This window comes from Nocardioides cavernae, from assembly GCF_013410035.1.
Classification (GTDB): Bacteria; Actinomycetota; Actinomycetes; order Propionibacteriales; family Nocardioidaceae; genus Nocardioides; species Nocardioides cavernae_A.
Genome location: NZ_JACCBW010000002.1, coordinates 1097309 through 1119567, shown reverse-complemented (window position 1 = coordinate 1119567; position 22259 = coordinate 1097309). Strand labels below are relative to the sequence as shown.

18 protein-coding genes are annotated in these 22259 nt (G+C 72.0%); 5 read left to right on the top strand and 13 right to left on the bottom strand.

The genetic code is table 11. From position 1 onward, the window contains the following. Positions 1-3: 3 nt before the first annotated feature. From F4692_RS12860 to F4692_RS12850, 3 genes are read right to left on the bottom strand one after another with little or no spacing between them, the layout of a single operon-like run. On the bottom strand, positions 4-1407 hold the full coding sequence (locus F4692_RS12860) for a DUF5719 family protein (RefSeq protein ID WP_179620011.1): 1404 nt from the start codon (positions 1405-1407) through the stop codon (positions 4-6). Beyond that, the gene (locus F4692_RS12855) at positions 1400-4342 is read right to left on the bottom strand and encodes a glycosyltransferase family 2 protein (RefSeq protein WP_179620010.1); all 2943 of its coding nucleotides are present in this window, start codon (positions 4340-4342) and stop codon (positions 1400-1402) included. Before F4692_RS12855 ends, F4692_RS12860 begins: the two co-directional genes overlap by 8 nt. Before the next feature lie 36 nt (positions 4343-4378). Further along, the gene (locus F4692_RS12850) at positions 4379-4636 is read right to left on the bottom strand and encodes a WhiB family transcriptional regulator (RefSeq protein WP_056605988.1); all 258 of its coding nucleotides are present in this window, start codon (positions 4634-4636) and stop codon (positions 4379-4381) included. A 154-nt stretch (positions 4637-4790) separates the two neighbouring features. Between F4692_RS12850 and cofD the strand changes: the two genes are divergently transcribed. The 4 genes from cofD to F4692_RS12830 all read left to right on the top strand — a co-directional run bounded on the left by cofD (position 4791) and on the right by F4692_RS12830 (position 8266). Next, on the top strand, positions 4791-5822 hold the full coding sequence (gene cofD, locus F4692_RS12845; RefSeq protein ID WP_308645290.1) for a 2-phospho-L-lactate transferase: 1032 nt from the start codon (positions 4791-4793) through the stop codon (positions 5820-5822). Continuing rightward, a complete protein-coding gene (gene cofE / locus F4692_RS12840; RefSeq protein WP_179620008.1) occupies positions 5819-6721 on the top strand; it encodes a coenzyme F420-0:L-glutamate ligase in 903 nt (300 codons plus the stop codon). Before cofD ends, cofE begins: the two co-directional genes overlap by 4 nt. Before the next feature lie 100 nt (positions 6722-6821). After that, on the top strand, positions 6822-7559 hold the full coding sequence (locus tag F4692_RS12835) for a DUF3105 domain-containing protein (RefSeq protein ID WP_179620007.1): 738 nt from the start codon (positions 6822-6824) through the stop codon (positions 7557-7559). Continuing rightward, positions 7559-8266, top strand: a complete 708-nt coding sequence (locus F4692_RS12830) for a TIGR03089 family protein (RefSeq protein WP_179620006.1) — start codon at positions 7559-7561, stop codon at positions 8264-8266. The genes F4692_RS12835 and F4692_RS12830 overlap by 1 nt, the downstream gene beginning before the upstream one ends. A 21-nt stretch (positions 8267-8287) precedes the next feature. Here the strand turns inward: F4692_RS12830 and F4692_RS12825 are convergent, their stop codons facing one another. From F4692_RS12825 to F4692_RS12780, 10 genes are all read right to left on the bottom strand, one after another. Beyond that, positions 8288-10993, bottom strand: a complete 2706-nt coding sequence (locus tag F4692_RS12825; RefSeq protein WP_179620005.1) for an FG-GAP-like repeat-containing protein — start codon at positions 10991-10993, stop codon at positions 8288-8290. 158 nt (positions 10994-11151) lie between these two features. Further along, a complete protein-coding gene (locus tag F4692_RS12820) occupies positions 11152-11964 on the bottom strand; it encodes an ABC transporter ATP-binding protein (protein ID WP_179620004.1) in 813 nt (270 codons plus the stop codon). Beyond that, on the bottom strand, positions 11964-12929 hold the full coding sequence (locus tag F4692_RS12815; RefSeq protein WP_179620003.1) for an ABC transporter permease: 966 nt from the start codon (positions 12927-12929) through the stop codon (positions 11964-11966). Before F4692_RS12815 ends, F4692_RS12820 begins: the two co-directional genes overlap by 1 nt. Further along, positions 12926-14974, bottom strand: a complete 2049-nt coding sequence (locus F4692_RS12810) for a glycosyltransferase (protein ID WP_179620002.1) — start codon at positions 14972-14974, stop codon at positions 12926-12928. Before F4692_RS12810 ends, F4692_RS12815 begins: the two co-directional genes overlap by 4 nt. Continuing rightward, positions 14971-16179 (bottom strand): UDP-galactopyranose mutase, encoded by a 1209-nt coding sequence (gene glf, locus F4692_RS12805; protein WP_179620001.1) that lies wholly within the window; start codon positions 16177-16179, stop codon positions 14971-14973. Before glf ends, F4692_RS12810 begins: the two co-directional genes overlap by 4 nt. 36 nt (positions 16180-16215) lie before the next feature. Beyond that, positions 16216-17139: a glycosyltransferase family 2 protein gene (locus tag F4692_RS12800; protein WP_179620000.1), complete on the bottom strand. Its 924-nt coding sequence runs from the start codon at positions 17137-17139 to the stop codon at positions 16216-16218. Next, on the bottom strand, positions 17136-18065 hold the full coding sequence (locus tag F4692_RS12795) for a glycosyltransferase family 2 protein (protein WP_308645289.1): 930 nt from the start codon (positions 18063-18065) through the stop codon (positions 17136-17138). Before F4692_RS12795 ends, F4692_RS12800 begins: the two co-directional genes overlap by 4 nt. Positions 18066-18096: 31 nt before the next feature. Beyond that, a complete protein-coding gene (locus F4692_RS12790; protein WP_179619999.1) occupies positions 18097-19680 on the bottom strand; it encodes an LCP family protein in 1584 nt (527 codons plus the stop codon). A gap of 90 nt (positions 19681-19770) precedes the next feature. Next, positions 19771-20358, bottom strand: a complete 588-nt coding sequence (locus F4692_RS12785; RefSeq protein WP_179619998.1) for a GNAT family N-acetyltransferase — start codon at positions 20356-20358, stop codon at positions 19771-19773. Further along, positions 20355-20852, bottom strand: a complete 498-nt coding sequence (locus tag F4692_RS12780; protein ID WP_179619997.1) for an acyl-CoA thioesterase — start codon at positions 20850-20852, stop codon at positions 20355-20357. Before F4692_RS12780 ends, F4692_RS12785 begins: the two co-directional genes overlap by 4 nt. A gap of 25 nt (positions 20853-20877) precedes the next feature. Between F4692_RS12780 and F4692_RS12775 the strand changes: the two genes are divergently transcribed. Continuing rightward, positions 20878-22086, top strand: coding sequence for an LCP family protein (locus F4692_RS12775; protein ID WP_179619996.1), 1209 nt, complete (start codon positions 20878-20880; stop codon positions 22084-22086). Positions 22087-22259 lie beyond the last annotated feature (173 nt).

Here is a 22259-nt window from a genome sequence, read left to right as displayed (position 1 = left end):
GGCTCAGCGCTGCGCAGGCCTGACGTCCGCGACCTCGCTCGTGGCCTCGAGCTGGGACAGCGGCAGCACCGAGAGCCCGCGGTCGTCGACCTCCAGCGAGACCACCGCGCTGGTGCGGTCGAGCCGGACGAGCGCCAGCGCCGCGTCGTCGGGCAGGCGCAGCCGGGCCGCCGTCGCGGGGTCGATCTCGACGCGGCGCTCGCGGACGACCTCGGCGCCGTCGGCGTCCCACGCCTGCAGGGTCACCACGCCCGGAGCGGTCGCGGCGGTGACCACGAGGCGCTTGGCACCCTCCGGGAGGGCGACGGCCGTGTCGGTGGAGACCGTGGGGCCGGCGACCGACAGGGCGAGGTCGGCGGGCGTGCGGGTGCGCAACGATGCCGTGACCGGTCCGGTCGCCTCGAGCCGCAGGGCCTGGACCCCCTGGAGGGTGCGCCCGCGGAGCACGCCGCTGAGGTCGACCTCGCTGACCGTGGCGGGCGGCAGGGTCACCTCGTCGACACCGGAGGGCGCGAACTCGCTGTCCTCGCTCACCAGCTCGAGGTCCACGCGGACCTCGCTGTCGCCCGGGTTGGCGAGCGTGAGGACGCGGTCGGCGGCCGTCGTGCCGATGCCGGCGACGTAGGACGTGGAGGCGGGGGCTGCCTGGCCCGGCAGCCACTCGCGGACCGGCTTGTCGCGCCCGACCGGGTCGATGACGTCGACGACGCTGGAGGCGAGGCGACCGCGCGAGACGGTGACCTGCAGCGCGAGCGCGTCGCGGCTGGGTGCGACGGACGCGAGGTCGAACGACGTGGTCGCGCCGCCCGGCACCCGGACGCCGCGCAGGGCCGGCACGTCGACGAGGCCGCTCCCGTCCCAGACGGTGACGTCGGCGACCGCCGGACCCCGGTCGGGGTTGACGAGCGTGAGGGTGGAGGCGTGCTCGGCCGAGGCGCCGACGCCGGTGAACCAGCGCTCGGGCGCGGGCGCCTCGCAGCCCACGGCAGACCCGGCGCCGGAGCGCGACGCCACCAGACCGGGTGCGAGGTCGCCGGTCGCGCCGACGACCACGGTCTCCCGGGCGGTGCGCGTGGCGACGCCGTCGGTGAGGGTCTCGGTGTCCTCCTCCCGCCCGACGCGCAGCGCGACGTCGCCGGACCCCAGGCCGGTGCTGCCGATGCGGACCTCGTCCGCACCGGGGAGCCGGGCGGGGCACACGGCCGTGGCGCGGTCGAGGGCGGCGCTCGTCGGCGGGCGGGTCGACGACGACTGCCCGGCGGGTCGCACGAGGGCGAGCGCCGCGACGGTCAGCAGCGGGATGAGGATCGCGAGGACGGTGAGCGGCGAGGGCCCGCGGCGGGTCACCTCGGCGGCACGGCGGCGGCTGCCGGGCGTACGTGCGGGGGCAGGCACGTGCTCAGACATCGCTGCCCCGCTCCCGGCGCTGGCGGACGGTGGGCGCGGCCAGCACCAGCACGAGCACGATGACGATGCCCTGCAGGACGAGCAGAGCCGTACGCCACCACGACCCGTCGCCGTCGACGGCGGCCGGGTCGAGCGGGCGGTCCACCCGCCACGCACGGGTGGTGCGGTCCTCCGCGCTGGCCTGCTCGAGGCCGGCGGTGGCGTCCAGCAGCGCGGAGACCCGGCCGTCGGCGGGCGAGCTGAGCACGACGTACTCCACGCCGCGGGCGCCGAGCGCGGCCACGACGGCGGGCGTCGGCGTGGACACGAGCGCGCGGACCTCGCTGGTGAGGTCGGCGTCCTCGTCGGCGAGGGTGAGGATCTCGTCCTCGCCGACGGTGGTCCCGTCGTCGCGTCGGATGCGGTAGGTGATGCCGTCGTCGACGGACCCGTCGAGCACGAGCACGCCGTGCTCCTGGCCGGTCAGGGAGCTCTGCTGCATGTAGACCGGCACGGTCTGCTCGGCCTCCTGCGTCATCGCGTTGTCCGGGGTGGTCAGCCACCAGCCGAGGCCGCCGACGGGCACGGCCGCGGCGACCAGCGCGAGGGCGGTCGCCAGGCCGCGCTGCCACCACGGGTGGTGGTCGGCGAGGCGGCGGAGGTAGGCGTCGGCGCCGAGCACGACGGCCACGATCGAGGTGCCCTGCAGGATCACCACGAACAGCCCGAGGCTGGGGCGGGTCGACACGGCGGGGAGGTCGAGGGTGACGTGGGACAGCACGCCGGAGACGACCGCGGCGGCGAGGGCGACCAGCCAGCAGATGACCACGGGGACGCGGGTGCGACGCGGCACGAGGGCGACCACGGCGAGCAGCCCCAGCACGACACCGAGCCACCACGGCGCGCCGAGGTCGTTGAGCCGCCCGGTCAGCAGGCCGCCGAAGGTGACCTGGTCGACCGTCAGCCGCCCCGCCTCGAGGAGCAGGCCGGACGCCGAGCCCGTGGTGAGCAGCGGCACGAGCCACGGGGCGAGCAGGACCGGCGTGGCGACGACCGCGACGACCGGAGGTCCCCAGCTGTCGCGCTCGCGCAGGAGGCGCGGGGCGATCACGGCGGCCGAGCCGAGCACCACCGCCGTCGCCAGCACCGCGAACAACCACACGCCCGGGACGAACGCGGCCGACAGCGCGAGCAGCAGGGCGGTGCGCCAGGCAGCGCGCCAGCGGCGGTCGCGGTCGGGGTCGACGAAGCCCAGGGCGGCGTGCGCGGCCCACGGCAGCAGCGCGGCGACGGCGACGGTGCCGAAGCGCCCCTCCGCCCACGCGCCCGACGTGACGGGGACGAGGGCGTACGCCAGCGCGCCCCACACGACCAGCCAGCGAGGCAGGCCGAGCGGGTCGACGAGGCGCCCGACCACCTTGAGCAGGCGCCACGCGCCCCAGGCGGCGACGGGCACGGCGAGCAGCATGAGCCCGGAGACGACGGCCCCGGTGTGGCCCAGCAGCACCGTCGCCGCGAGCGCGAAGGCCAGGACGTAGGCCGGCGCGGGCACGTCGGTGCCGGTGCCGAGGGGGTGCCAGGTGGACGCGTGGAGCCCCCACCAGTCGCCCGCGGTGGCCGGGACCGGCGACAGGGCGCCTCCGGTGATCGACCCGAACGCCTCGCGACCGGCGAGCAGCGCCAGCACGCCGAACAGCACCAGGACGACGGCGACGGGGTTGGTGAAGAAGCGCGCGACGAGTCCGGTGTCGGTGAGGTAGGCGTCCTCGTCGTCCTCGCCCGCCGCGGCCGCGGCCCGACGCTCCGGTCGCGTGACCAGTCCGGGCTGGCCGGCCTCGGCGGCCCGGGCGATGCGCCGGCGCTCGGCGACGTCGGCGGCCTGGTTGGTCGCGGCGGAGGCCAGGTCGGTGACGAAGTCGAGGCCGTGGCGGTAGGGCAGCCACGCCGGCGCCAGGAGCCGGCGCACCCGGGCCGGGTCGCCCCGGCGCCGCGCGGCACGCTCGCGGCGCGCGGCACGCACCTGGCCCGGGCGGCCGTGGACCGACAGCACCGCGGCCAGCTCGTCGAGGGCCTCGCCCACCGAGCGCACGGCGAGGAACCCGACGACCCGCAGCAGCGAGCCGACGAGGAGCCGGACGTACTGCCAGGCGAGCCCGCGCGAGGAGACGTTGGCCAGCGAGGTGAACAGCGCCGCCCGACGCTCCTGGTAGTGGGTGTGGCGGCCGGTGAGGGGCGTACGCCGGGTGCCGCGGTGCGCCGCCTCGGCGTGGAAGACCACCGCCTGGGGCACCACGAGCGTGCGGTGCCCGGCGAGGGCGGCGCGCCAGCCGAAGTCGATGTCGTTGCCGAAGATCGGCAGCTCCTCGTCGAGCCCGCCGAGGGACTCCAGCACCCGGCGCCGCACGAGCATCCCGGCGGTGTTGACCGCTAGCACCTCGCGCACGGCGTCGTGCTGGCCCTGGTCGTACTCCCCGCGCTCGAGGCCGGTCTCCCGGCGCCCGGTGCCGGTGATCGTGAGCCCGACCTCCAGGAGGCGGCGCAGCGAGGGCCACTCGCGCAGCTTGGGGCCGAGGACGTCGGCGTCGGGGTGGGCGTCCGCTGCGGCGAGCAGCTCGGCGAGGGCGGTCGGGGCGGGATTGCTGTCGTCGTGGAGCAGCCAGATCCACTCGTCGTCGACCCCGCCCGCAGGGGTGGGGAGGGCGGCGGCGAGCGCCAGCCCGTGCCGTACCGCGGCGGGATAGCTGGTCGATCCGGGGACGACCTCGACGACCGCGTGGGAGGCGTCGAGTCCCGCGCGGTCGAGGGCGTCACGCACCAGGTCGACGCTGTCGTCGCGGCTGGTGGTGTCGACAGCCGCGACGCGGTCCACCGGGAGGGTCTGCCCGATCAGACCGGCGAGTACTGCTGGCAACCACCGCGCCCCGTCATGGCTGACGAGAAGCGCTGTGACGGTCACCGGAGCACCCTAACGAGGGCCTCCGTACGGCAGAAATCAGACGGCGCGCTTCTTGAGCTTGCGCCGCTCACGCTCGGAGAGACCGCCCCAGATGCCGAAGCGCTCGTCGTTCATCAACGCGTACTCGAGGCAGTCGTCGCGGACCTCGCACGTCAGGCAGACCTTCTTGGCCTCCCGGGTGGAGCCGCCCTTCTCGGGGAAGAACGCCTCGGGGTCCGTCTGCGCGCACAAGGCGCGGTCCTGCCACCCGAACTCCTCGCCCTCAGGCTCGAGGAGAAACAGCTCTGCTCTCATCGCTGACGACCTTCCGACCCTAGACAACCCTGCCGACCTGCTCCAGAGAACATAACGACACTGTGGGAATTACATGCCTGTCGTACACCTCAAGTCAAGCCCGGATCTGATATGGCCGTTCCGCTTACGGCAGGCTGTTCCTATGCCATCATCCGTGCCCACGCTCCGCCGCGTCACCGTCCTGTCCGGTGGTGTCGGCGGGGCCCGGTTCGTCCAGGGACTGCTCCACGGCCTGCGGTCGGGGACCGTACCCGGAGGGTCCGCCGACACCGAGGTGACCGTCGTCGCCAACACCGCCGACGACTGGTGGATCCACGGCCTGAAGGTGTGTCCCGACCTCGACACCGTCATGTACACCCTCGGCGACGGCATCGACGTCGAGCGTGGCTGGGGCCGGCGCGACGAGACGTGGAGCGCGAGGACGGAGCTCGAGGCGTACGGCGTGGAGCCGACGTGGTTCGGGCTGGGCGACCGCGACATCGCCACCCACCTCGTGCGGACGCAGATGCTCGAGGCGGGCTTCACGCTCTCGCAGGTCACCGAGGCGCTGTGCCGCCGCTGGCTGACGCCCGTGCACGGGGACGGGGTGCGGCTGCTCCCGATGAGCGACGACCGGGTGGAGACCCACGTCGCGGTCGCCGACCCCGAGAGCCCCAGCGGGCGGCGGGTCGTGCACTTCCAGGAGTACTGGGTACGCCTGCGCGCCGCGGTGCCCGCCGAGACCGTCCTCGTCGTCGGCCAGGACGCCGCGACGCCCGCGCCCGGGGTGCTCGAGGCGATCGCCGGGGCCGACCTGGTCGTCCTGCCGCCGTCCAACCCGGTCGTGTCGGTCGGCACCATCCTCGGCGTGCCGGGCGTGCGCGACGCCGTCCGTGCCACGTCCGCACCCGTCGTGGGCCTCTCCCCCATCGTCGGCGCCTCCCACGTGCACGGCATGGCCGCCCAGATGCTGACCAGCATCGGCGTCGAGGTCAGCGCGTCGGCCGTCGGGATCCACTACGGCGCGCGCGAGCGCGGCGGCGTGCTCGACGGCTGGCTGGTCGACGACCGCGACGCCGACCAGGTGGCCCGGCTGGAGGACGCCGGGGTCCGCGCCCGGGCCGTGCCGCTGATGATGTCCGACCACGACGCCACCGCCGCGATGGCCGCCGCCGCGGCCTCGCTCGTCGTGGACGGCGCCGCGTGACGCGCCTCGAGGTCTGGGCACCCGACGGGATGCCCGAGGTGTCGGCGGGCGACGACCTGGCGGGCCTGGTGCTCGCGGCCGTGGGTCCGGGCACCGAGGACCCGATCGCGGACGGTGACGTGCTGTGCGTGACCAGCAAGGTGGTGAGCAAGGCCGAGGGCCGCAGCCGGGCCGGGGACCGCGAGGCGGCGATCGACGAGGAGACGGTCCGCGTGGTGGCCCGGCGGGGTGCGACCCGCATCGTCCGCACCCGCCACGGCCTCACCATGGCTGCGGCCGGCGTCGACGCGTCCAACGTGGCCCTCGGCTCGGTGGTGCTGCTCCCTCTCGACCCCGACGCGTCCGCCCGGTCGCTGCGCCGCGCGGTGCGTGACCGGACGGGCGTCAACGTCGGCGTCGTGGTCACCGACACCGCGGGCCGCGCCTGGCGGGAGGGGCAGACCGACATCGCCGTCGGCGCCGCCGGCCTCGTCGTGGCCGAGGCCTTCGCCGGTCGCACCGACCCGCACGGCAACCCGCTGGCCGTCACCCTCCCCGCGGTGGCCGACGAGCTCGCCGGGGCGGCGGAGCTCGCGCAGGGCAAGCTGGCGGGGCGGCCGGTCGCGGTGGTGCGCGGACGGGCCGACCTCGTCCTCCCGCCCGGCGAGGACGGACCGGGCGCGGCGTCGCTCGTACGCCCCGAGGGCGGCGACATGTTCGGCTGGGGAGCGCGCGAGGCGGTCGTGCGGGCGCTCGTCGGCGACCCCGCGGACCGCACCCCCTTCGGCTCGCCCGCACCGGCGGTCGACGTGGCGGCAGCCCTCGACCGGCTGCCCGACCCCCACGACACCACGGCCCTGGCGGCCACCTGCTTCGCCCACGGCTGGACGCTCGAGGAGTGGCGACGACGGGAGGCGTGAGGCGCGAAGTGAGGCGTCGTGTGGGTCGGATCACCCGCGACTACGTAGACTCTGCCAGCGCAGCACCCCTCCCGCAGTCGACCGAGAGACACCGAGCACCGTGGCCAAGCAGGCAAAGACCGACCGTCAGGCGGTCATCGACTCCATCCGTTCCCAGCAGTCCAAGCGCGAGAACCGTCGCGGCATGGCCATCGTCGCCGTGTGCGTCACGGTCGCGGTGCTGATCGTGGGAGCGGCCGCGTTCAAGCCGGTGAAGGACTGGTACGACCTGCGGTCGTACGCCTCGGACTCGCTGTCCGACATCGGCGCCAAGGCCTCGGTGTGCCAGAAGGTCACCACCAAGCCGGCGGAGGGCAACCAGGACCACGTCGACGTCGGCACGCCGATGAGCTACCCCGACGCCCCGCCGGCCTTCGGCCAGCACTGGAACATGTGGGACACCATCGACCGCAAGCTCTACACCGCGTCCGACCGCCCCGACCTGGGCGAGCTCGTGCACAACCTCGAGCACGGCTACACGATCCTCTGGTACGACGAGACCATCGCCGACGACGCCGACGCGATGGACGACCTGCGCGGCATCGCGTCCAAGCTGAGCAGCACGACCAACCTGCGCGACAAGTTCAAGGCCGTGCCGTGGACGAAGGAGGACGGCAAGGCCTTCCCCAAGGGCCAGCACGTCGCCTTCACGCACTGGTCCGTCGGCGGTGTCGGCGAGACCGACCCGGCCAAGCAGGTCGGCGTCTGGCAGTACTGCTCGGACGTGAGCGGCGCGGCGCTCGACACGTTCATGGAGGACTACCCCTACATGGACTCCGCGGAGCCCGCCGTCCTCTGATGAGCACGTTCGCCGAGGTCCTCGCCGCCCAGCTGCGGCGGGACCCCGGCCGCCCCCTGCTCACCTTCTACGACCACGCCACCGACGAGCGGGTCGAGCTGTCGGTCACCACCTATGCCAACTGGGTCGCCAAGGCCGCCGGTCTGCTCGTCGAGGAGACCGACCTCGAGCGCGGGATGTCGCTGCGCGTCGACCTGCCGCCCCACTGGCTGTCGCCGGTGTTCCTCGGTGCCGCCTGGACGGTCGGCGCGCGCGTGACGACGTCCGACGAGCCCGACGCGGTGGTGTGCGGCCCCGACACGCTGGAGGTGTGGGCCGCTCGCGCGGCGTCGCTGCCGGTCCTGGCGTGCAGCCTGCGCCCGCTGGGCGTGCGCTTCGCCGACCCGCTCCCGGCCGGCGTGCACGACGTCGGCGTCGAGATCTGGTCGCAGCCCGACGGCTTCACCGCGTGGGACCCGCCCGGCGAGGACGACCTCGCCACCGACGACCTGACGCAGCGGGAGGTTAACGACCTGACGGCCGCCGTCGGGAGTGTTCTCACCGACGGCGGCCGTCTTCTCTCGGTGGCCGACCCGGCTTCCCCACCAGGAATGGCCACCTTCACCGAGCCCCTCGGACGAGGAGGCTCGCTGGTCCTTGTCCGCAACCCCGACCCCGATCGCCTCGACGCCGTGTTCGACGCCGAACGGGCGACCGCCCGGGCCTGAGTCGCGCTGCGGGCGAGCCGGTCACCCGGCCAGGTCGAACGCCCCCAGTCCCTCGCCGAGCACGCGCGGGCTCGAGACCCCTGAGCGCCGACCGCTGTAGACGTACGCCACCCCGCTCGCGCGGTCGCGGACGATGTAGTCCCCGGACCCCTTGAGCGTCACGGCCTGCACCTCCAGGACCCAGTCGTAGCCGGAGAGGTCCGACGGGAGCCCGGCCCGCGCCGGTACGCCGCCCTTGACGGGTGCGCTGGTCGCGAATCCGCTGCCGTTGCCGGGCCAGACGGTGAGCACGCCGCCCGCCGTGCCGATCAGGTCGGGGATGCCGTCGCCGGTGACGTCTCCGACCGCGGTGAGGCCCGTGACCGCGTCCCAGCCGCCGCCGATGACCCTGCCGGGCGCCAGGGCGCCGGTGCCGTTGCCGGTGAAGAGCCACAGCTGTCCGGACCCGTCGCGGGTGAGGACGTCGCCGAACCCGTCGCGGTTGACGTCGCCGGCGTTGAGCAGGAGGTTCATCCCGGCGAAGGACTGCCCCGTGTCGATCGGGGCGCCGAGCTCGAAGGTGTCGCGGTTGGCGACGACGACCAGCTGCTTGCCGGCCACGCCGATGAGGTCCGCGCCGGGCCCGCCGACCAGGTTGGCGCCGGTGATCGAGCGCATCGTCTTGAGGTTGGTGGCGGGGCCGCGCGGGGCGCCGTACGTCCCGTCGCCGCGCCCCGGCATCATCATCATCTTGCCGGCGGACGAGCGGGCGACGATGTCGGAGCGCCCGTCGCCGTTGAAGTCGCCGGCGACCAGCCGGTTGAACTTGCTCCACGAGCCGGCCACCCGCTGGGGGCGGGAGAACAGCCCGGTGCCGTAGCCGGTCTGGAGGTAGAGGCGGTTCTTCGTGCGGAGCAGCAGGTCGGCGCGACCGTCGCCGTTCACGTCGCCGGCGCCGATGATCTGCTTGTAGTCGCCGTAGCCCTTGCGGGTCACCTTGCGGGTGAAGCCGCCCTTGCTCGTGCCGAGGAGGGTGACCAGGCGACCCTTGAAGCGGGCGACGAGGTCGTTGCGACCGTCGCCGTTGATGTCGCCGACGGCGGTGACGAGCGAGTAGCCGCGCAGCGAGATCTTGCGCGTGGTCTTGCCGAACTTGCCGTTGCCCAGGCCGGCGCGGATCCGCAGCGTGCCCTTCGCGTCGATCGTGACCAGGTCCGGCGTGCCGTCGCGGGTGAGGTCGGGCGAGACGAGGACGTCGGCCGTCTTGTCCCAGCCCTTCTTGCCCACGACGGTGCGCTTCTGGAACGAGGTCAGGCCGCCCGTCGGCAGGACGAGGCCGCGGCCGTCCGAGACCCGGCGCACGACGAGGTCCGGGTAGGGCGAGGCGTCGAGGTTGTTCTGCGGGTTGGGCGCGTTGACGGCGATCGGCACGACGACCGGCGTGACCGGCGCGGCCTGCGCGGCGTACGTCCGGATCAGCGGCAGCTGGGCGTACAGGTACTTGCCCGGGCAGGCGGTCGAGCCGGCGTCGCGGTGACCGTTGATCGCCTGGAAGGTCTTGCTGCCGATCTTCTGCGCGGTCGAGGCCGGGTTCACGCCGTGCAGCGACAGCTTCCAGGCGAACAGCTGGCCGTAGGCGCGCAGCATCACGTCCGGGGGCTGCACGACGTCGAAGTTGCCGATGGCCGACATCGCGAAGGAGTACTGGTTGTAGTTGAGCGTGTGGGCGCCGACGACGGGCTTGTCGATCCCGCCGTAGCGGCCCTCCCAGATGCGGCCGAACCGGTCGACGAGGAAGTTGTAGCCGATGTCGCTCCAGCCGCGGGACTTCACGTGGTAGGCGTAGATGCTGCGGATGATCGCCGGCACCTGCGCCTCGGAGTAGTCGTTGGCGTTGACGGTGTGGTGGACGAAGCCGCCGCTGATCGTGCCGTAGCTCAGCGCGCTCTTGTTGCGGATGCTCTCGTCGGCGCCCCACTGGGCGCGGGAGAAGATCGTGGGCTGCGCGACGGTCTGCTTCCTCGCCTGCAGGGTCAGGGCGTCGCCGCTCCCCTGCGAGTCCTCGTACTCCTCGTCGTACGCCGCACTCGGGTCCGCGTCGGGGTCGGTGTCGGCGGGGGCCTCGGTCTCGCTCCGCTGCGCCGAGCCCGGGTCGATGATCGCCAGCGACAGGTCGTCGGGCAGCGTCACGCCGGTCGTGGCCGCCTCGACCTGGACGTCGTCGACCTCGCCGACGAAGGTCGGCTCGGTGCCGGGGCGCGCGTTCGCGCCCTCGGCGCTGTCGGGGTCCGGACCGTGCTCGTCGTGGTACTCGAGCTCCTCCCAGGCGCTCCACTCCTCGCCGGTGCGGGTGCGCACGCGCAGCGAGATCTGGTCCTCCTCGAGCTCCTCGCCGCCCTGCCACGTGACGCCGATGGCGCTGAGCTCGCCGACGGCCTGCGGCCGGCTGACGACGCGGGCGTCGGTGGCGCCGCCGGCGACGGTGCGGCCGCGGAGTCCGGCGAACCCGCCGGAGGCACCGGTGAGCGGCACCTCGGTGACGGTCGGGGTCACCGAGGAGGTCGGCACGGTGGCGGACACCAGCTCGGCGGGAGCCGACCGGTCGGCGCCGGCCGGCCGCTGGCCGGGGTGCTCCCCGACGATGTCGAGGGACACCACGCCGGAGGCGGGCGTGAGGACGACGAGCACGACACCCAGCGCCAGCACCTGCTGGCAGAGGGTGACGAGACGGGCCTGAAGAGGTCGCATGAAAGATCTACTCCTGTGTGGGGGAAGGTCACACAAGGCAGAAGTTCACACCAGTCACACCAGTCACGGAAGAGTTTCTGAGTAACTACAACACTGTAATTTCCAGTCGACACGCCGTTACATCGGTGTAATTCTGAGAAGAGTAGCGGCTGTGCGTCTCAGATGTCGTTGGCGAGCGCGTCGTCGCGCTCGTCCTCCTCGGCGTCCGGCTCCTCGTCCTCGCCGTCGTAGTGGAGGAACTTGATGGCCTCCTCGACGTCGCCGTCGAAGCCGACGCGTCCCTTCTCGAGGACGATCGCGCGGTCGCACATCCGCTTCACCGAGCCGGCGGAGTGGCTGACGTAGAACATCGTGATCCCGGACTCGCGGATCTCCTTCATGCGCTTGAGGCACTTGCGCTTGAAGGGCCGGTCCCCCACCGCGAGGACCTCGTCGGCGATGAAGATGTCGCAGTCGACGTGCACGGCGACCGAGAACCCCAGCCGCGCGAACATGCCGGAGGAGTAGTTGCCGACCGGGGTGTCGAGGAAGCGGCCGACGTCGGCGAAGGCGGCGATGTCGTCGAACTTGGCGTCCGTCTCCTCCTTCGACATGCCGAGCATCGCGGCGTTCATGTAGATGTTGTCGCGACCGGTGAGCTCGTTGTGGAACCCGGCCCCGGTGGCGATGAGGCCGGAGATGCGACCGCGGGTGAGGACCCGGCCCTCGTCGGGGCGCATCACGCCGCTGACGAGCTTGAGCAGCGTGGACTTGCCCGACCCGTTCAGGCCCATCAGGCCGATCGACTCGCCCTGCTGCACCTCGAACGACACCCCGTCGAGCGCCTTGAAGGTGCCGTCCGTCGGCGGGCCCCCGTCCGGGTCGGCGGCCTCGCGCGTACGCCGCGACGGGCGCAGCACCTGCTTGAGCGTGCGGTGGTACTGGTAGCGGAACGTCTTGCTGACGTCGTCCACCACGATCGAGGTCGTCATCAGAGGCGCTCCGGGATCGACTTCTCGAGCCGCGCGAACATCCACTGGCCGACGACCAGCAGCACCAGCCCGACCGCGAGCATGATGAAGCCGCGGGTGTAGAGGTGGTCGGCGAACTCGGGCGCCGGCACCAGGGTGCCGTCGCCGTTGGGATTGGGCCAGACCGCGCACGGTCCCTCGCACGTGGGGTACCAGAAGCCGCGCTGGATGAGCTGGACGGCCTCGGCGACCGGGTTCGCGAGGTAGACCTCGTGCCAGAACGCCGGGAACCGGTCGAAGGTGATCCAGTACGGGTACATCATCGGCGTCGTGAACGGGACCATGTTGATGAAGGTCTGCACGATGCGCTGGAAGTCGCGGAAGATCACGTTGATGCACGAGAACATCAGCCCGAACGCGGTGCCGTAGACCATGATCAGCAGGAAGCCGAGCAGGGCCGCGCCCATGCCGACGGCATCGGGCACCCACAACGGCCCGTCCCCCCACACGCCGGTCACGACGCAGGCGATGACGAGGATGATGAGCTGCGGGATCGCGTGCCACAGCGACACCAGCATCGACGCGACCGGGAACATCTCGCGCGGCAACGCCATCTTGCCGATGACGCCCTTGTTGGACAGCAGGGACCGGGTGCCCGCGGTGACCGTCTCGGTGAAGTAGTTGACCAGCACCATGCCGGCGAAGAGGTGGATGGCGAAGTTCTGGATGCCGAGCCCTCGTCCGAGCAGGAGGCCGAAGACGACGTAGAAGGTCAGGAACCGGGTGAACGGGTTGATGTAGGACCAGAGGAGCCCGAACGCCGTGCCCGCGTAGCGGGCCTGGATCTCGCGGCGCACCATGAGCCGCAGCAGGTAGCGGCGGCGGAAGACCTCGAGGACGCCCGACGTGCGCGAGGGGGGCGTCAGCGGCACGTGTGCCAGGTCGTGGCGTACCTCGACCGGGCGGGTGTCGCCCGCCTGGCTCACCCCTCCCCCTTCGACGAGCCGGCCGCCTCGTCGTCGGTCCACGGCGCGAAGGTCCTCTCCCACGCCTCGGGCGAGGTGATCTCGCCCAGGGCCTCGCGGTACTGACGGGCCAGCTCGGGCCACTCGCGGTGGAAGCGCCGGTGGATGTCCACGGTCCGCTTGAGCAGGTCGCGGTAGTGCGCGGGGTCACGCTTGTAGAGCGCCACCGACGTGCCGTCGTTCATCGAGACCACGGCCGAGTCGTACTTGACGAGGTTCCACCACTTGGCGTCCATCGCGGTGAGCTCGGTCTCCGGGTAGTCGCCGGACATGTCGCGCACCGGACGCAGCTGCCGCAGCGGCGCGAGGGCGGCCGCGACGAGGGTGGCCTTGCGGCCGGGGATCTCGATGTCGGACTTGCCCTTCTTGGGCGGCTTCTTGCGGCGCACCGGCGGCAGGTCGTCGCGGTCGGTGTGCAGCTGCGCGTCGGACCACTGCTTGCGGAAGGCGTTGATGTCGGCGAGCTTCGTCGCGAGCTCCCCGTGCAGGGCCTGCGGGCCGCGCAGCACGTCCTCCAGCGCGAGGTGGCGCAGCTCCGCGGTGGAGTACTGCAGCGACGCGAGGTGCTTGACCTGGTGGTTGAGGCTCTCGCGCACCATCCGGCCGCCGCGCTCGTAGGGCGAGTGCAGCAGCGCCGCGATGAACCGGTTGCGCTGGTGGAAGTAGGACTGCCAGTCCAGGCCGTCGTTCTTGTCGGTCCACGGCACGTGCCACACGGCTGCTCCGGGGAAGGACACGGTCGGGTAGCCGGCGGCCTTGGCGCGCAGGCCGAACTCCGAGTCGTCCCACTTGATGAAGACCGGCAGCGACAGGCCGACCTCCTCGAGCACGACCCGCGGGATCAGGCACATGAACCAGCCGTTGAAGTCGACGTCGGCGCGCTTGTGCAGCCAGCGCGACGAGCGCAGGTTGCGGGCGGCGAAGTCCCACTGGCTGTAGCCGTCGAGCCGGGTCTGCCACCAGAAGCGCCACGGCTGGACGATCTCGCCGAAGGAGTGCAGCTCCGAGCGGCTGTAGAGGTTGAACATGTGGCCGCCGACGATGGTCGGCCGCTTGGCCAGGTCGCCGAACGTGACGGCGCGGATGATGCCCTCGGGCTCGCAGACGACGTCGTCGTCCATCATCATCGCGTACGTCGCCGTGCCCTTGCGCACGCTCTCGAGCTGGCCGCGGGCGTACCCGCCGGATCCGCCGAGATTGCCCTGCGGGATGACGCGCAGCGTGTCGCCCAGGCCCGCCTTCGCGGCCGGGAAGTACTCGCTGTCGACGACCTTGTCCTTGCCCTGATCCATTACGAAGACGGTGTCCAGGTAGGGCGCGAGCTCCTCCGCGTCGCCGAGCTGGCCGAGCAGCTGGGCGCTCATGTCGGGCAGCATCGTGGTGATGCAGACGTCGACGGTGCCGTGCTCGGCGCGGTCGGCCGGGACCTGGGCGGTCCACTCGGCGGACTCGACGGTGGCGCCGTCGTCACCGGCGACGACGTCGTACCAGTACCACCCGCCGTCGACGAACGGCTTGAGCGACAGCGCGAACGTGAACGTGCCGCAGTCGCCCTCGACCGTCGCTGCGTCGACGCGCTGCGCGTGGCCGCGCGCCATCGACTTGTAGACCGTCACCGTCGCCCCGGCGCCCGAGACGGAGACGGAGAGCTCGACGTCGTCGACCACGGTGTGGCGGCGCCAGTACGACGCCGGGAAGGCGTTGAAGTAGGTGCCGAAGGAGAGCGTCTGCGACGGCTCGAGCCGCAGCGCGGTGCGCGAGCGGATCTGGTCGGGGTGCAGCTTGCGGCCCGTCGAGGTGGACTGGCGGATCGCCGCGTTGTTGAGGTCCTTGGCCGCCTTGTCGCCGCCGACCGCGTCGCGGTCGGTGTCGAGCTTGGCCTCCTCGAGGTCGACGTACAGCGCGAAGACGTCGGTGTCGCGGTCGATCGGCAGGATCTGCCGCTGCAGCAGTCGCGTCACCGTGCCGATGCTCGTGTCGCTGGCGTTGGTGGTGGTCGTGGTCATGCCTCGATGCCTCCGCTCTTCAGCTCGGCACCCTCGGTGAAGTGCGGCTTGAGCTTGTTGTCGTACATCGACAGCGCGGAACCGATCGCCATGTGCATGTCGAGGTACTTGTAGGTGCCCAGGCGCCCGCCGAAGAGGACCATCGGCTCGGCGTTGGCGAGCTCGCGGTACTTGAGCAGCTTCGCGCGGTCCTCGGCGGTGTTGACCGGGTAGTAGGGCTCGTCGCCCTCCTCGGCGAAGCGGCTGTACTCGTGGACGATCACGCTCTTGCCGGGCAGGTGGGTCTTCTCGCGCTCGGGGTGGAAGTGCTTGAACTCGATGATGCGCGTGAAGGGGACGTCCTGGTCGTTGTAGTTGACGACGCCGGTGCCCTGGAAGTCGTCGGTGTCGACGACGCTCTCCTCGAGGTCCACGGTGCGCCACGACAGCCGGCCCTCGGAGTTGCCGAAGTACTCGTCGACCGGGCCGGTGTAGACGATCGGGACCTTGCCCTTGTAGTCGTCGGCGACCGCGAAGAAGTCGGTCTCGAGGCGGACCTCGATGTTCGGGTGGTCGGCCATCTTGGTCAGCCACGCGGTGTAGCCGTCGACGGGCAGGCCCTCGTAGGTGTCGCTGAACCAGCCGTTCTCGAAGGTGTAGCGCACCGGGAGCCGGGTGATGATGTCGGCGCTCAGCTCGGTGGGGTCGGTCTGCCACTGCTTGGCGGTGTAGCCCTTGATGAACGCCTCGTAGAGGGGGCGGCCGATGAGGCTGATCGCCTTCTCCTCGAGGTTCGAGGCGTCCTCGGTCGCGATCTCGCTCGACTGCTCGGCGATCAGCGCGCGCGCCTCGTCGGGCGTGTGCGACCTGCCGAAGAACTGGTTGATGAGCGCGAGGTTCATCGGGAGCGAGTAGACCTGCCCCTGGTACTTGCCGAAGACGCGGTGCCGGTAGTCGGTGAACGACGTGAACCGGTTGGCGTACTCCCACACCCGCTCGTTGGAGGTGTGGAACAGGTGCGCGCCGTACTTGTGGACCTCGACGTTGGTCGCGGGGTCGCGCTCGGAGTAGGCGTTGCCGCCGAGGTGGTGGCGCCGCTCGAGGATGAGCACGCGGAGGCCGAGCTCCTCGGCGCACCGCTCGGCGATCGTGAGACCGAACAGCCCGGCGCCGACGATGACGAGGTCGGGGAGCTGCTCTGTGTCGTTCGTGGGGCCCTGGGACAAGGGATGAACTCCTTGGATGAGAAACGCGGACTGAGTCTAACGAGGGGGCGCGGCCGATTCGGTCAGGCGGCGCATGCCCCGGGCCGACGCCATGGCCCGGATCACGTTGCTGGCCTCGGCGCGGCCGCCCCGGAGGGGGCTGAGGAGGACCACCACGGCCGTGATGAGCCAGGGCTTGAGCCGTACGAGCGCGTTCTCCCCGTGGCGCAGGTGCACCACGAAGAGGTTGCGGTACATGAAGAAGCCCTTCCACCCGGCGAGGTCGTGCTGCTGGTTGAAGTCGAGCTGGCGCACGAGCAGGGCGTCGCGCACCGCCCAGATGCGGTGGCCGGCGCGGCGGGCGCGCACGGCGTACTCGGCGTCGTCGTAGAAGATGAAGAAGGAGGGGTCGGGAAAGCCGATCTCCTGCACGACGCGACGGCGGGCCATGAAGCCCTCGAAGGCGACGTTGTGCACCTCGACGAGCCCGGGCATGGAGGCACGGTCGGGGTAGACCGTGTCGACCGCCGAGCGCTTGGGGCGGATCGCGAGCGGGTTGTGCAAGTCGAAGTCGATCGCGGCCTTCTCCACCAGCGTCCCGGAGAGGTCCTCACGGACCGACGTCAGGCAGTCCTCGTCGACGGCCATCAGGTGCTCGAGGCAGTCCGGCGCCGGGACGACGTCGTCGTCGACCAGCCAGACGCGGTCCCAGCCACCGTCGTACGCCGCCCGCACGCCGAGGTGGAAGCCGCCCGCGCCACCGAGGTTGTCCTCGCTCCACGTGACGTGCAGCGGGAGGTCGGTGCGCGTCTCGAGCACCTCGCGGGTGTGGTCGGTGCTGGCGTTGTCGACCACGATCACAGCGTCGGGACGCCACGTCTGCGCCGCCAGGCCGTCGAGGAGCCGGGTGAGCAGGTCGGCGCGGTTGAAGGTGACCACGACGACCGCCACCGACTCCCGGGGGGCGGTCGGGCCGGTCACGACAGGAACCTCCGGTGGCCGTCGAAGTCGCCGGCGATCCCGGCCCGCATGGCGCCGATGCTCAGCCGCAGGCGCGACAGGCTCGGGCGGGTGAAGGTGTAGAACCAGGCGGTCTTGACCACGAAGGCCAGCGCGTGGAGCGGACCGCGGTAGTCGCGCAGGTTGACCAGGTTGTTGCGCGCCATGCAGTAGTGCTTGAGGTCGCTCGGCGAGTCGTTGTAGGTCGTCCGGCCGAACATCATCGGCGTGCCGAGGTTGCCCACGCTGGGGTGCCGGACGGTCGCGGTGACGACCGTGGCCACCCGCGCGCCGGCCTCCTCGGCCCGGAGGCGGTACTCGTGGTCGTCGCCCCAGATGAAGAACTCCTCGCGGGGCAGGCCGATCCGGTCGACGAGCTCCTTGGTGACCAGGACGCCGTTGAAGGGGATGACGATCCCGTCGATGCGGTCCTGCTTCGCGGCCCGCCGGACGTCCTCCACGGCGTGCACGACGCGGGCCCCGCCGGGCAGCCGGATCGGGAAGACCAACCGGCCGGGGTCGGCCTCGTCGACGACCAGCGGGCCCCAGAAGTCGAGGTTGTCGGTCTCGAGCAGGAGCTTGTCGAGGCAGTCGACGTCGGGCAGGCCGTCGTCGTCCATGAGCCAGACGAGGTCGGCCTCGCGGTCGATCGCCCAGGCCAGCCCGTCGTGGAAGCCGCCGGCGCCGCCGCGGTTGGTCGGCAGGGTCCTGGCGCTCAGCGGGATCTCGCCGGTCGTGGGTCGGGCGGCGAGCCACGCACCCGTGCCGTCGGAGGACGCGTTGTCCACGACCAGCACCTCGGCCAGGCCCTCGATCTCGCCGAGACGGGCGACGAGCTTCTCGAGCAGCGCCAGCCGGTTGAAGGTGACCACGACCGCGACGATGCGGGGCAGCGGTCCGGTGGTCACGGCGTACACACTAGGGGCGAGGCCGCGGCGCTCAGCAAACCGCGCCGAGGTCCTCCGACTGGTTGGCGGCGTAGCCCGTGGACAGCGACCCGACGGACCCGCCGGTGACCGCGGGCGGCTGGCTGGGCGTGGGCGCCGAGGGGGTGGTCGGGCTCGACGGGGTCGCGGCGGTGTCGCCGCCCCCGGCGTCGGTCGCCGCGTCGGTCTCGGCGTCGGTCCCGGCGTCGGTGGCGGCATCCGTCTCGGGTGCCGCCGCCTCGGCGGTGTCGGCGGGCTGCTCGGTCGCCGGCGTGCGGCCCTCGGCCTTCGCGATGGCGGCCTGCACCTTGGCGTGGACCAGGTCGATGTCGGGGTTCGCCGTGTTGATCATGGGCGGCACGAGCGAGAGCGTGGCGATCTTCTGGCTCTTGGCCTTGAGGGCGAGGTCGACGAAGCGGTCGACCTCGCTGCGCGGCACGTCGGTCGAGACCATCGCCGAGCTCGCGCCGGCGATCTTCTCGAAGTTCCGCAGCGCCACCTGGGGGCTGACCTGCTGCAGCATCGCGCTCATCACGCACTTCTGCCGGGCCATGCGCGAGTAGTCGTCGGAGTCGTGGCGGGCCCGCGCGAACCACAGGGTGTCCATGCCGTTGAGGGTGCGCTTGCCGGGCTCGATGTAGCGGAAGAAGGAGTCCGACGGCAGGCCGACCGGGATCCGCTGGCGGACGTTGAGCTCGACGCCACCGACCGCGTCGACGAGGTCCTTGAAACCCTCGAGGTTGACCATCGCCCAGTAGTTGATGTCGAGGCCGGTGATCCCCTCGACGCCCATGACCGTCGCGTCGACGCCCGGGTTCTTCGAGCCCTCGAACAGGTCGGCGTGGTCGAGCGCCCAGGTGGCGAGGCCGTTGAGGTACATCCCCTCCTCGTCGAACCCGTCCGGGAACTGCTCGTCCATCACCGAGCCCTCGGCGAAGGGGAAGTTCTGCATGTTGCGGGGAAGCGAGATGAGGACCGTCTTGCCGGTCTCCTCGTCGATGCTCGCCACCGTCATCGAGTCGGGGCGCAGGCCCCAGCGGCCGGCGCCCGCGTCCCCTCCCATGAGGAGGATGTTGTAGCGCCCGTGGGTGGAGCCCGACGCGGCACCGTCGCCGAACATCGTGATCATGAAGTCGCGCTGGACGCCGACGACGTGGGCACCGAAGAGCAGGGCGCCGGCGACGCTGAAGCACAGCACGCCGTTCACGCCGACGACGGCCAGCCGGTGCTGGCGCTGCAGCGTGAGGGGCTGGCCGAGCCGCCAGGCGTCGACGAAGAGGTAGGCCCAGCCGACCGCGAGGAGCATCAGCCCGAGGCGGAGCAGCTGCAGGAAGAACGTGTCGGTGCCTGCCTTGAAGGCCAGGCCGTGCCAGAAGTACGCCGTCACGACCGCCAGCACGCCGCCGACGACCAGCACGAGCCAGGTCCACAGCGCGATCCGGCCGACCCGGCGGTTGCCCGAGACGAGCTGGGCCGAGCCGGGGACGACGAGGGTCATCAGCATCAGCGTCACCGCGCGACGGAACCGGACGCGCTGGGCGCGGTGGAGCGTGGTGAACCGCGGCTGGTGCGACCCGGGGGGCGGGACGGCAGGCATCGACGGGCCTTTCTGCTGGGGGAAGTCAGCCCGCCCAGTATCACCAGTCACACGCGTCCCAGCCGTACACGACGCGCCGTGGACGGCAGGTCAGCCCACGAGTCCCGTCGCCGGCATCCCCCGGTCGGCCATCGCGGTGACCAGCGCGTCGTCCGGCTCGCGGTCGAGGTAGACGAGCCGGACGGCGGCCGGGTCGTCGTTGCCGGCGTCCGGACCGCGCCACACCAGGCGGAGGCCGAGCCTCTCCGCAGTACGCCGGGAGCCGACGTTGTGCTCGAGGAGGTAGGCGAGGACCGGGCGGCCGGGCTCGACGTCGTGTGCCGCCTCGAGGGCGACCGCGCCCATCTCCGTCGCGTACCCGCGCCCGACGACCCGCTGGTCGAGGCGGTAGTAGAGGTTCCACCAGGGCCCGTCGTCCGGCCCCATGCACCCGCCGCGCCCAACCACCGGTCCCCCCGCCTCGTCGCGCACGGACCAGTACGCCAGCCCGTCCCGCTCGAAGCGACGTCGGCTCGCCGACACCATCACCGGACCGGCGGCCGGATCGGTGACCCGCCCCGACGGGAAGTGCACCCACGAGGCGGGATCGTGGTGGATCGCGAACAGGTCGTCCGCATCGCCGTCGACCGGCTCGTCCAGCCACAGCCGCTCGGTCCGGACGTGGCGCCAGTCCCTCACTCCTCGCGGCCCTGGTCGATCTCGGCCTTGCGGGCGAGCCGGTGCGCGCGCCGGATCTCGGCCTCGCGCTGACGGCGTACGTCCCCCGGCGTCTCGGTCTCCAGCGGCGGTACGGGCCGAGGCCGGCCCTCGTCGTCGATGGCGACGAACACGAAGTAGGCGCTCGCGACGTGCACCGGCTCGTCGGAGGCGTTGCCCCACGGCTGCGCCTCGACCCGGACACCGATCTCCATCGACGACGTACCGGCCCAGTTGACCTGGGCGTAGGTCTTGATGATGTCGCCGACGTGGACCGGGGCGAGGAAGGTCATCTCGTCCATCGCGGCCGTGACCGCCGGTCCCCCGCTGTGCCGGTGCGCGACCGCGCCCGCGGTCGAGTCGGCGAGCTTCATGATCTCACCACCGTGCACGTTGCCGAGGAGGTTCGCCTCGCTGGAGTGGGCCATGATCCCGAGGCTCACCCGGCTGTACGACGTGGGACGCGGATCCGTCATGGTCGGCACGGTAGCGTCCCTCGTCATGGCTGATCGTCCGCAGGGCTCCGGGATGCCCGAGAAGGGAACGCCCGAGTACGACTGGCTCTACGGGAGCCGGTCGAAGGCCCCGTCGAGCGACGCCACCCAGCGCGTCGAGGCGCAGTCGGCCGGCCCGGACGAGACCCGGGTGATGCCGGTGGCGCGCCGTGAGGCCCGCGGGTCCGCTGCCGGCGCCGGTGCCACGCCGCCCGGACGCGGGCGTACGCCTGCCGCGCCCGCCTCCTCACCCCCGTCGCGGCCCAGGAAGCGGCGTCGGTTCCGGCTGGGGTTCATCCCGCTGCTGCTCCTGCTGGTCCTCGTCTACCTGATCGGCGTCCCGCTCTACCACTGGACCAAGATCGACAAGGTCGACGCGGCCCCCGACGGCAACCGTCCCGACGACCAGCCGGGCACCAACTACCTGATCGTCGGCTCGGACAAGGCCGACGACCTCACCGACGAGCAGCGCGAGGTGCTCGACACCCCGGAGCGCGGGGGCACCAACACCGACACCATCATCGTGCTGCACACCGGCTCCGGCGGCCGCACGATGATGTCGATCCCCCGCGACACCCTCGTCGAGGTCCCCGACGGCGGCGCCCAGATGATCAACGCGGCCTTCGCGAGCGGCGGGGCGCCGCTGCTGGTGCAGCGGGTGGAGGCGCTGACCGGCATCCACATCGACCACTACGTCGAGCTCGGCTTCGGCAGCGTCATCAACACCGTCGACGCCTTCGGCGGCGTGGAGATCTGCCCGACGCAGGACATGAAGGACCCGCTCGCCCGCCTCGACATCACGAAGGGCTGCCAGGAGGTCGACGGCATCACCGCGCTGGCGTACTCCCGCTCGCGACACGTCACCGCGCTGAGCGACCTCGACCGGGTCGCCCGCCAGCGCGAGGTGATCAGCGCGATCGGCGACGAGGCGCTGTCCCCGTGGACCTTCGTGAACCCGGTCCGCTACTGGCAGATCAACGACGCCGCGACCGGCGCCATCCGCATCGACGAGGACATGAACCCCCTCGACCTGGGTCGCTTCGCGCTGGCCATGACCGGCGAGAGCCAGACCTGCACGATGCCCAACCTCCCGGCTCCCAGCGACCCCAACCGGATCATCGCCGACCCCGACCGGGCGCCCGCGCTGTTCAAGGCGATCCGGAACGACGAGTCGGTGCCCAAGCAGGCCTGCACGCCGACGGGGCGGGCGCGGTAGGGGCTGGCCGCGCCGGGCGTGCGACTTCTCCGCGGCCATTGCGGTCTTGCTGACGTACCAGGTACGTCACCAGGACCGCACTCCGCGAGGAACCGGAAGGGGCGCCACCTCTGGCGCACGCCCCGCGGCGTGACCCACCTCGTCGACCACACCGGCCCGACCCGGATCCAGCC

Coding starts and splice junctions, on each gene's coding strand:
- F4692_RS12860 (WP_179620011.1), bottom strand. CDS start 1,407: ATGTCTGAGCACGTGCCTGCCCCCGCACGTACGCCCGGCAGCCGCCGC.
- F4692_RS12850 (WP_056605988.1), bottom strand. CDS start 4,636: ATGAGAGCAGAGCTGTTTCTCCTCGAGCCTGAGGGCGAGGAGTTCGGG.
- F4692_RS12830 (WP_179620006.1), top strand. CDS start 7,559: ATGAGCACGTTCGCCGAGGTCCTCGCCGCCCAGCTGCGGCGGGACCCC.
- F4692_RS12825 (WP_179620005.1), bottom strand. CDS start 10,993: ATGCGACCTCTTCAGGCCCGTCTCGTCACCCTCTGCCAGCAGGTGCTG.
- F4692_RS12820 (WP_179620004.1), bottom strand. CDS start 11,964: ATGACGACCTCGATCGTGGTGGACGACGTCAGCAAGACGTTCCGCTAC.
- F4692_RS12810 (WP_179620002.1), bottom strand. CDS start 14,974: ATGACCACGACCACCACCAACGCCAGCGACACGAGCATCGGCACGGTG.
- F4692_RS12790 (WP_179619999.1), bottom strand. CDS start 19,680: ATGCCTGCCGTCCCGCCCCCCGGGTCGCACCAGCCGCGGTTCACCACG.
- F4692_RS12780 (WP_179619997.1), bottom strand. CDS start 20,852: ATGACGGATCCGCGTCCCACGTCGTACAGCCGGGTGAGCCTCGGGATC.
- F4692_RS12775 (WP_179619996.1), top strand. CDS start 20,878: ATGGCTGATCGTCCGCAGGGCTCCGGGATGCCCGAGAAGGGAACGCCC.